The 7,706-nt window shown below is 72.6% G+C and carries 9 protein-coding genes; 6 read left to right on the forward strand and 3 right to left on the reverse strand.

The window, feature by feature from the left end:
* The first annotated feature begins 143 nt into the window (after positions 1-143).
* Positions 144-1,013, forward strand: a complete 870-nt coding sequence (locus tag STRAU_RS20500) for a tyrosinase family protein (RefSeq protein WP_037660750.1) — start codon at positions 144-146, stop codon at positions 1,011-1,013.
* Between the two features lie 83 nt (positions 1,014-1,096).
* On the opposite strand, the gene STRAU_RS20505 is transcribed toward STRAU_RS20500, so the two are convergent.
* Positions 1,097-1,360: a chaplin gene (locus STRAU_RS20505; protein WP_037660753.1), complete on the reverse strand. Its 264-nt coding sequence runs from the start codon at positions 1,358-1,360 to the stop codon at positions 1,097-1,099.
* Positions 1,361-1,662: 302 nt separating this feature from the next.
* Between STRAU_RS20505 and STRAU_RS42430 the strand changes: the two genes are divergently transcribed.
* Positions 1,663-1,944, forward strand: a complete 282-nt coding sequence (locus STRAU_RS42430) for a hypothetical protein (protein ID WP_037660757.1) — start codon at positions 1,663-1,665, stop codon at positions 1,942-1,944.
* A 29-nt stretch (positions 1,945-1,973) separates the two neighbouring features.
* Here STRAU_RS42430 and STRAU_RS20515 read toward each other — a convergent pair whose 3' ends face one another.
* Positions 1,974-2,690 carry a M23 family metallopeptidase gene (locus tag STRAU_RS20515; protein WP_016642289.1) on the reverse strand — a complete coding sequence of 239 codons (717 nt, stop codon included), beginning with the start codon at positions 2,688-2,690 and terminating at the stop codon, positions 1,974-1,976.
* 257 nt (positions 2,691-2,947) lie between these two features.
* Between STRAU_RS20515 and STRAU_RS20520 the strand changes: the two genes are divergently transcribed.
* The 4 genes from STRAU_RS20520 to STRAU_RS20535 all read left to right on the forward strand — a co-directional run bounded on the left by STRAU_RS20520 (position 2,948) and on the right by STRAU_RS20535 (position 7,160).
* Positions 2,948-3,571, forward strand: coding sequence for a chemotaxis protein CheB (locus STRAU_RS20520; protein ID WP_016642290.1), 624 nt, complete (start codon positions 2,948-2,950; stop codon positions 3,569-3,571).
* Positions 3,571-5,403, forward strand: coding sequence for a CheR family methyltransferase (locus STRAU_RS20525; RefSeq protein ID WP_016642291.1), 1,833 nt, complete (start codon positions 3,571-3,573; stop codon positions 5,401-5,403). The genes STRAU_RS20520 and STRAU_RS20525 overlap by 1 nt, the downstream gene beginning before the upstream one ends.
* Before the next feature lie 180 nt (positions 5,404-5,583).
* Positions 5,584-6,447 (forward strand): GAF domain-containing protein, encoded by an 864-nt coding sequence (locus tag STRAU_RS20530; protein ID WP_016642292.1) that lies wholly within the window; start codon positions 5,584-5,586, stop codon positions 6,445-6,447.
* Complete coding sequence (locus tag STRAU_RS20535; RefSeq protein ID WP_016642293.1) at positions 6,444-7,160, forward strand: GAF and ANTAR domain-containing protein; 717 nt, start codon at positions 6,444-6,446, stop codon at positions 7,158-7,160. Before STRAU_RS20530 ends, STRAU_RS20535 begins: the two co-directional genes overlap by 4 nt.
* Before the next feature lie 220 nt (positions 7,161-7,380).
* On the opposite strand, the gene STRAU_RS20540 is transcribed toward STRAU_RS20535, so the two are convergent.
* On the reverse strand, positions 7,381-7,706 hold a 326-nt coding region (locus tag STRAU_RS20540; protein ID WP_037660760.1), incomplete at its 5' end, for a DUF5324 family protein.

Genomic DNA, 7,706 nt, shown 5'->3' on the forward strand with positions numbered 1-7,706 from the left:
CGCTGGCGGCGGCCCGCGGCGCGGTCGACGAACTCGGCGCGTACCAGACGCTGAGCGGCCGACTCCACTGAGAGCGTGCGTCATATCCCCGCGCCCCTGCCCGGAGAACGGACGGACCACCGGAGAACGGACGGACACGGACCGTGGTGTACACGCGCAAGAACCAGAGCAGCCTGAGCCGCGCCGAGCGCCGCCGGTTCGTCGACGCCGTGCTGCGGCTCAAGCGCGGCGGCGAGTACGACGAATTCGTGCGCACGCACATCGACTTCTACGTCTCGGACGGCGAACACCGGCTCCGCGTCGCCCATATGACCCCCTCGTTCCTGCCCTGGCACCGCCGCTTCCTGCTCGAATTCGAGCGGGCCCTGCGCCGGGTGGACCCCGGCGTCACCGTGCCGTACTGGGACTGGACGAAGGACCGCACGCCCGCCGCGTCCCTGTGGGGCGAGGACCTCATGGGCGGGACCGGCGGGCGGGGCGACCGGCGGGTCACGACCGGTCCTTTCGCCCGCCGCAACGGCTGGGTGATCAAGGAGGGCGTCACCGACGGGGACTTCCTCACCCGCGATCTCGGCCGCCCCGGCAACCCGCTGAAGCTGCCGACCCGGCAGGACGTGGCGTGGGCGATGGCGGAGACGGTGTACGACGTGTCGCCCTGGGACTCCACCTCGCCGCGCGGCTTCCGCAACCGTCTTGAGGGCTGGACGTCCGCCTCCGGCGACGAGCGCTGGCGCACCCACAACCGGGTGCACCGCTGGGTCGGCGGGCACATGCTCGGCGGCGCGTCGGTGAACGACCCGGTGTTCTGGCTCCACCACGCGTTCGTGGACCTGCTGTGGAGCCGGTGGCAGCGGCTGCGGCCGGACTCGGCCCCCTACCTCCCGGCGAAGCCGCCCTCGTTGGGCGAGTCGCAGTACCGGCGCATCGTGGCGCGCCGCGAGCCGATGCCGCCGTGGCGGAGCACGCCGCAGGACATGCTCAGCCACCAGGGCATCTACCGGTACGCGGAGTAGCGCGGCCCCGCGGACGGCCCGGCGCGGTGTCCCGGACAGGAGAAAGCCCCCGGTCGGTGCCGGGGGCTTCGCTTCGCTTCGGGTCAGTGCCCGTAGCCGTGGTGGCCGCCGTTGTTGACGCACTTGTTGCCGAAGGCGGGGTTCAGCAGGCCGATGACGTCGACGGTGTTGCCGCAGAGGTTGACCGGGATGTTCACGGGGACCTGGATCAGGTTGCCCGAGATCACGCCGGGGGAGCCGACGGCCTTGCCCTGCGCACCGGCGTCCGCCGAAGCCAGGCCGGCGCCGCTGAGCACGACGGCACCCGCGCCGAGCGTGACAGCGGCTGCCTTCGCGATGCGAGACATCACGTTCTCCTTTGAGTGGGAAATGCGGCCGCATAGGGACGACCGCAGTTCCTTTAACGCCGGTACGGACACGAAGTCACGGCGGACGGGGCAGCCCGGACAAGTGTCGGACGGAATTCTGGAGGAGTGCCAGAAGGCGCGTCGAAAATTGTGTCGGAAGTCGTGCCGGAAGGCGTGTCGGATTCGCTCGCGGAAGATTGAGTGTGCGGGCCCCCGGAAATGTTTCCGCGCCGGGTGCGCTTCATGAGTGACAGTGCCGGGCGAACCGTATCCTCCGCCGGGCTCCGGGCGTTTTTCAGGCCATGACATCAGCACGCCGACTCATGGCCGCCGTCTCGCTCGCCGCCGGTGCCGCGGCGCTGACCGCGCCCGCCGCGCACGCGTCCACCGATGCTCCGGCCCAGCCCGGGGTCTCCATCCTGAAGACCGTCGACGACCTGCGGACGGTCGGGCTGCCCGCCGAGTACCGGAAGCAGCTGCCCCCCATGGCCAGCCAGCTCGACGGCATGAACCAGCTGCACCAACTGCACCAGCTCACCGACCTGGTGGCGCCGGTGACGAACGCCGTGCCCGGCATCTCCTAGCCCGCGGCCCACGGCCCCGGACAGCCCGGCTACAGCAGCCGCACCCCTCGCCTGGCCAGGTAGGAGACGGGGTTGATGTCCGATCCGTAGCCGCGCCGGGCCCGTATCTCCAGATGGAGATGCGGGCCCGTGGCACGTCCGGTGGCGCCGCTGTAGCCGATGCGGGTGCCGGTGCGGATGCGCTGCCCCTGCCGCACCGAGATGCGCGAGAGGTGCCCGAACACCACGTAGTGCCGGTCCCGCATGCGCACCGTCACGGCCTTGCCGTACGCCCCCGACCAGCGCGCGAGCACCACGACGCCGCTGGTCACGGCGTACACGGGGGTGCCGCGCGGCACACCGAGGTCGATGCCGGTGTGGTGCCCGGCGGCCCAGTTGCCGCGTACGCCGTAGCGCGAGGTGACCCGGTAGCGGCGGCGCAGCGGCCGGGTGTAGCGGCCCTTGGGGCGCGCCGGTACGCCGAGTCCGCGGCTGTCCTCCTCGGGGAGTGCGGTCTCCGCGGCGGCGAGGTCCGCCTCGAACTCCTCGTCGAGGTCCGCGACGCACCAGTCCTCGTGCTCCTGCGCCGCGTGCGCCTCCTCGAAGGCCCAGTCGTCCCGCGCTCCGGCCCAGTCGTCCTCGTCGGCCGCCGCGGGTGTCGCCATCGCTCCTGACAGCGCCCCGCCGGCCAGCAGTCCCGCGGCCAGGCCGAGCGCGTCCCGTCGTGTGCTGCCCGCTTCGCGCGGGCCGTCTATGCCATAGCCCATACCTGCCAGCAGACGCGCGACGGCACGGGCGCGCACGGCCGGTTGCTCCGCATGGCGTAAGCGCGGGGCGGCGGGGGCCCCGTCCGTCGCGGGGGCGGCGGTCCGGGCCCGGGCGGCCGGGCGCCGGGGGCAGGGGCGTCTCCGTGCGGGATCCCCCTGCGGGTGAACCGCCCGGCACCGAGCCCTCACCGCCGTGACCCCATGTGCCCCCCGTCGCGCCCGCCCTCCCCGCGCCCGCCCGCGCTAGGCTCGACCGCGTGACGGCTCATCAGGCGACGGACCGGTCGGCAGACACGCACCCGGAGACCTCCTACTCGGTCGTGGCCATCGCCGCGTCGGCCGGCGGAGTGCACGGCGTGAGCACGCTGCTCGGCGGCCTCGGCCCCACCCTCTCCGTGCCCGTCCTCCTCGTACAGCACCTGGATCCCCGCCACCGCACCGTCATCGCCGAGGTGCTGTCCCGGCGCACCCCGCTGCCCGTGAAGCTCGCGGAGCACGAGGAGCGGGCGCTGCCCGGCACGGTGTACGTCGCCCCGCCCGACCGGCACCTGCTGGTGGGCCCGGACGGCGCCCTGACGCTGTCCACCAGCGCGCTCGTGCACTTCGTGCGGCCCTCCGCCGACCTGCTGTTCGAGTCGGTGGCGGGCGCGTACGGGCCGGGGGCGATCGCCTGTGTCCTCACCGGGACGGGCAGCGACGGCGCGATGGGCGTGGACGCGGTCAAGTCGCGCGGCGGCACCGTCATCGCGCAGGATCCGGGATCGGCCGAGTTCAGCGGCATGCCCGAGGCGGCAGTGGGTACGGGCGCAGTGGACTTCGTGCTACCCCTGGAGGAGATCGCCGCGGTCGTGCGGGGGCTCGTCGAGGACAAGAGGCAGTGATGGGTGAAGCACCGGACGCCGAGACGGACGAGGAGCTGGAGGCCCTTCTCTGCTTTCTGCGGGACGCCCGCGGCTTCGACTTCACCGGTTACAAGCGCTCCTCGCTCGGCCGCCGCATCCGCAAGCGGATGACCGACGTCGACATCGAGGCGTACGCGGACTACCGCGACCTCCTGGAGACCGACGCGGACGAATTCGGGGCCCTCTTCAACACCATCCTGATCAACGTCACCTCGATCTTCCGCGACCCGGAAGCCTGGACGTTCCTGCAGCGCGAGGTGGTGCCCGAACTGCTCGCCGGCCTCGGGCCCGAGGAGGAGATCCGGGTGTGGAGCGCGGGCTGCTCCAGCGGCGAGGAGGCGTACTCCCTGGCGATCATGTTCGCCGAGGCGCTGGGCATCGAGGAGTGCCTGAGCCGGGTCAAGATCTACGGCACGGACGTGGACGAGGAGGCGCTGCGCGAGGCCCGTTCCGCGCTCTACAGCGCCAAGGCCCTCGAGGCCCTGCCGGGCGAGCTGCGCGAGAAGTACTTCGAGCAGAACGGCGCGCAGTTCGGCTTCCGGCCCGACCTGCGGCGCCGGGTCATCTTCGGGCGCCACGACGTGACCCGCGACGCCCCCATCTCCCGGCTCGACCTGCTGGTCTGCCGCAACACGCTGATGTACTTCAACGTCGAGGCGCAGGCCCAGATCGTCGACCGCTTCCACTTCGCGCTGCGCGAGCGCGGCTTCTTGTTCCTCGGCAAGGCCGAGATGCTCCTGAACGACGCCGAGCGCTTCGAAGTGGTCAGCATGCGCCAGCGCGTCTTCCGGCGGCGCCCGGGCGAGTCCGGTCCGCGCTTCCAGCCGGCACCCCTGAAGATCAGGGCGGGAGGCAGCATGGAACAGCGTTCGGTGGCACGCCACCGGCAACTGCGCGACCTGATGCTCGACGCCCTGCCCCTGCCGGCCATCGCCGTGGACGTCGACGGCGCGGTGGTTCTCATCAACAGCCACGCGCGGGTGCAGTTCGGTCTCACCACCAACGACTGCGGGCGGCTCTTCCAGGACCTGGAGATCTCGTACCGGCCCGTGGAGCTGCGCTCGCTGATCGAGCAGGTGACGCACGAGCGCAGGACGCTGCGGGTGAACCGCGTGGAGCGGCGCGTGGGCGAGGAGATCCAGTACTACGACATCGTGATCCAGCCGTTGTCCGGCGCGGACGGCCTGCCCGCGGCCACCATCATCACGTTCACCGACGTCACCGTGACGACCCAGCTCAGGGCCGAGATCAAGCGCGTACGCGAAGACCTGGAGACGGCGTACGAGGAACTCCAGTCCACCAACGAGGAACTGGAGACCACCAACGAGGAACTCCAGTCCACGAACGAGGAGTTGGAGACGACGAACGAGGAACTCCAGTCCGGGAACGAGGAACTGGAGACCATGAACGAGGAGATGAGCATCCGCACCGAGGAGCTGGACGAGGCCCGCGCCTTCCTGGAGGGCGTGATGAGCAGCGTCGCGGCGGGCGTGGTCGTCCTCGACGCGGACATGAAGGTCAGGAGCTGGAACCGCGGCGCGGTGGAGCTGTGGGGGCTGCGCGCCGACGAGGTCCTGGGCGAGGCGTTCTTCGCGCTCGACTTCGGGCTGCCCACCGACGACCTGCGGCCGATCATCCAGAAGTGCCTCGAATCGGGCAAGCGCACCGAGCAGGTCGGGGTGTCGGCCGTGAGTCGCATCGGCCGCCCCATCGTGTGCAACGTCGTGTGCTCGCCGTTCGACGGGCACAAGGGCGGGGTCGTGTTCCTCATGGAGGAGGCGCGGGAGTCCCTGGAACAGCCGGAGGGCTGACGTGGATTTCCTCGTACGGGTGCGGTAGTCCCGGCACCTTCTCGGGTACGGATCCGGCCGCGTTCCGTACGCGGAGTGTCGGGGGCCGTCCTCTGCGGGCGCCGATCGTTCCGGCCACTTTGTGGTGGGAAGCCCCGAAACCACCCACAGCGCCGGAAAGCCCGGGCGTAGGCTTCACGTATGACCTCGGGCGACGGTTACGCCGACCAGGCGGCGGCTGCGTGGAAGCGCGCGGCGGCGGCACGGGAGCGCGCGGCCCGTGCCGAGGACTCCGCCCTGCGGCACGACGCGTGGGCGCAGGCGCCGGGGCAGGAACTGCACGAGGACATGGCCGCGGCGCTGCGCAGGACCGCCGCCTGTCACCGTTCGTCGGCCCAGCTCCAGGAGGCTTTCGCGCGCCGCGCGGGGCGGTGGGCGCAGGGTGGCGGCACGCCGCCGCGGTTCATGACGGGCGTCGCCGAGGCGTGCGGCACGAGGAGCGCGGCGCTCACCCTGGTCGACACCGCGCAGAGCCAGCTCGCGGTGGCCGCGTCCGACGAACTGGCGGGCACCGCCCAGGACTTGGAGTTCATGCTGGGCGAGGGCCCCACCAGGGACGCCACGACGAGCCGCCGTCCGGTCGTCGCCTCGCGCGCGGTGATCGAGACGCGCTGGCCCTGCTGCGGCCCCGCGCTCACGGCGCTCGGGGTGCGTGAGGTCGCCGCCGTGCCCCTGTCCACGTCGGACTCCTGCCTCGGGGCGCTCGCGGTGTTCGACCCGCGCCCGGGGCTCGTCGGCACCCGCGCCTTCGCCGATGTCGTGGGCGCGCTGACCCGCATGGTGCTGCTCGACCCGGACGCCGACCCCGAGCTGTACGGCGGGACCGACCACCGGGACGTCGTGCAGCAGGCGGCGGGCATGGTGTCCGTGCACATCGGCCGGCCCGTCGACGACGCGCTGGCGCTCATCAAGGCCCGCGCGTTCGCTCTCTCGGTGCCCTTGGAGACCTTCGCGCGGGGCATCGTGGCCGGTGATCTCAGCCTCACCTCGGAAGGGCCGTCATGACGACGCCACGGCAACAGCTCGCAGAGATCTTCGTGGAACTGGCCGGCGGCAACCCTGACGCACCTCTGGACGCCCCCGTCCTGCTCTCCGCGCTCGCCGTCCGCAGCCGGGAACTCGTCGGCGCCCGCGCGTGCGGTGTCCTGGTCGCCCTGGCGGGCGCCGATTCCGGCGAGGCGTACGCGTCCGACGCCGGGGCCAGGGACCTGGTGCTCGACGCCCATCACCGCGGCTCGGGGCCGGGCCCCTACTGCCGGCTGACCGGGCAGCCCATGCCCAGGACCGACCTGAGGAGCCCGGTCGCCCGCCAGCGCTGGCCGCACTACGTCCCGCGCGCCCTCGACCTCGGCTACACCGAGGTCGCCGCGCGGCCGCTGCGCGGGCGCGAGCAGACCGTCGGCGCGCTGGTGCTCTTCGGCGGCGAGGACCAGCAGCTCACCGAGGAGGCCCTGGAGTTCGGCCAGTCGCTGGCCGACATCGCGGCCATCGCCCTGCTGCGGGACCGTGAACTCCACCGCAGCCGCACCCTGGCCGGCCAGCTCGAGCACGCCCTGACCAGCCGTCTCACCATCGAACAGGCCAAGGGCGTGCTCGCGGCCCAGCGGTCGCTCTCCCTGGACGACGCCTTCGCGATCCTCCGCGGCCACGCACGCGCGCGGCAGCGGAAGCTGACAGTGGTGGCGCGGGAGGTGGTGGAGGGGCGGCTCAGGTTGTGAGCCGCCCCTTCGCTGCTGGTGGGCCCGACGGCGCCGGGTCGCTGTTGTCGGGTGGGTCGCTGTTCCGCGGTGTCGGGTGGGTCGCTGTTCCGCGGGCGGCGCGGTGGGGCCGCCGGTCGTGGGCTCGGCGGGCTGTGCGGCCCGTACGACGGCCCCTTCCGTGAACCGCCGTACGGAACCGTGCCGCTTCAGCCCGTCCCGTGAGCCGGGCCCCCGGGGCTCAGCCCCGCTCCTCCCGGCCCTCAGACTCCGCCTCGGCCTGCTTGGCCTGAACCTCCGGGTCCAGGGACGTCTGACCGCTGCCGTCGACCGAGGCCAGCGGGGCGCGGTCGGGGACCTCGGTGGCGGCGGGCGGCTCGACCAGCCAGTCCGGGTTGGCCTGCTTGTCCCACCACTTCCACACGGCGACGGCACCGGCCGCGAGCACGCCGAGGACGGCCAGGCGCTTGGCCAGCCGCCCGGCGCGGGCGCGGCGTTCGTGCCGGCGGGTCAGCCGCTCGATCTCCCGCGCCGAGACCTGCCCGCGCAGCGCGGCGAGCGCCGCGG

The organism is Streptomyces aurantiacus JA 4570, from assembly GCF_000414115.1.
GTDB classification, from domain to species: domain Bacteria; phylum Actinomycetota; class Actinomycetes; order Streptomycetales; family Streptomycetaceae; genus Streptomyces; species Streptomyces aurantiacus_A.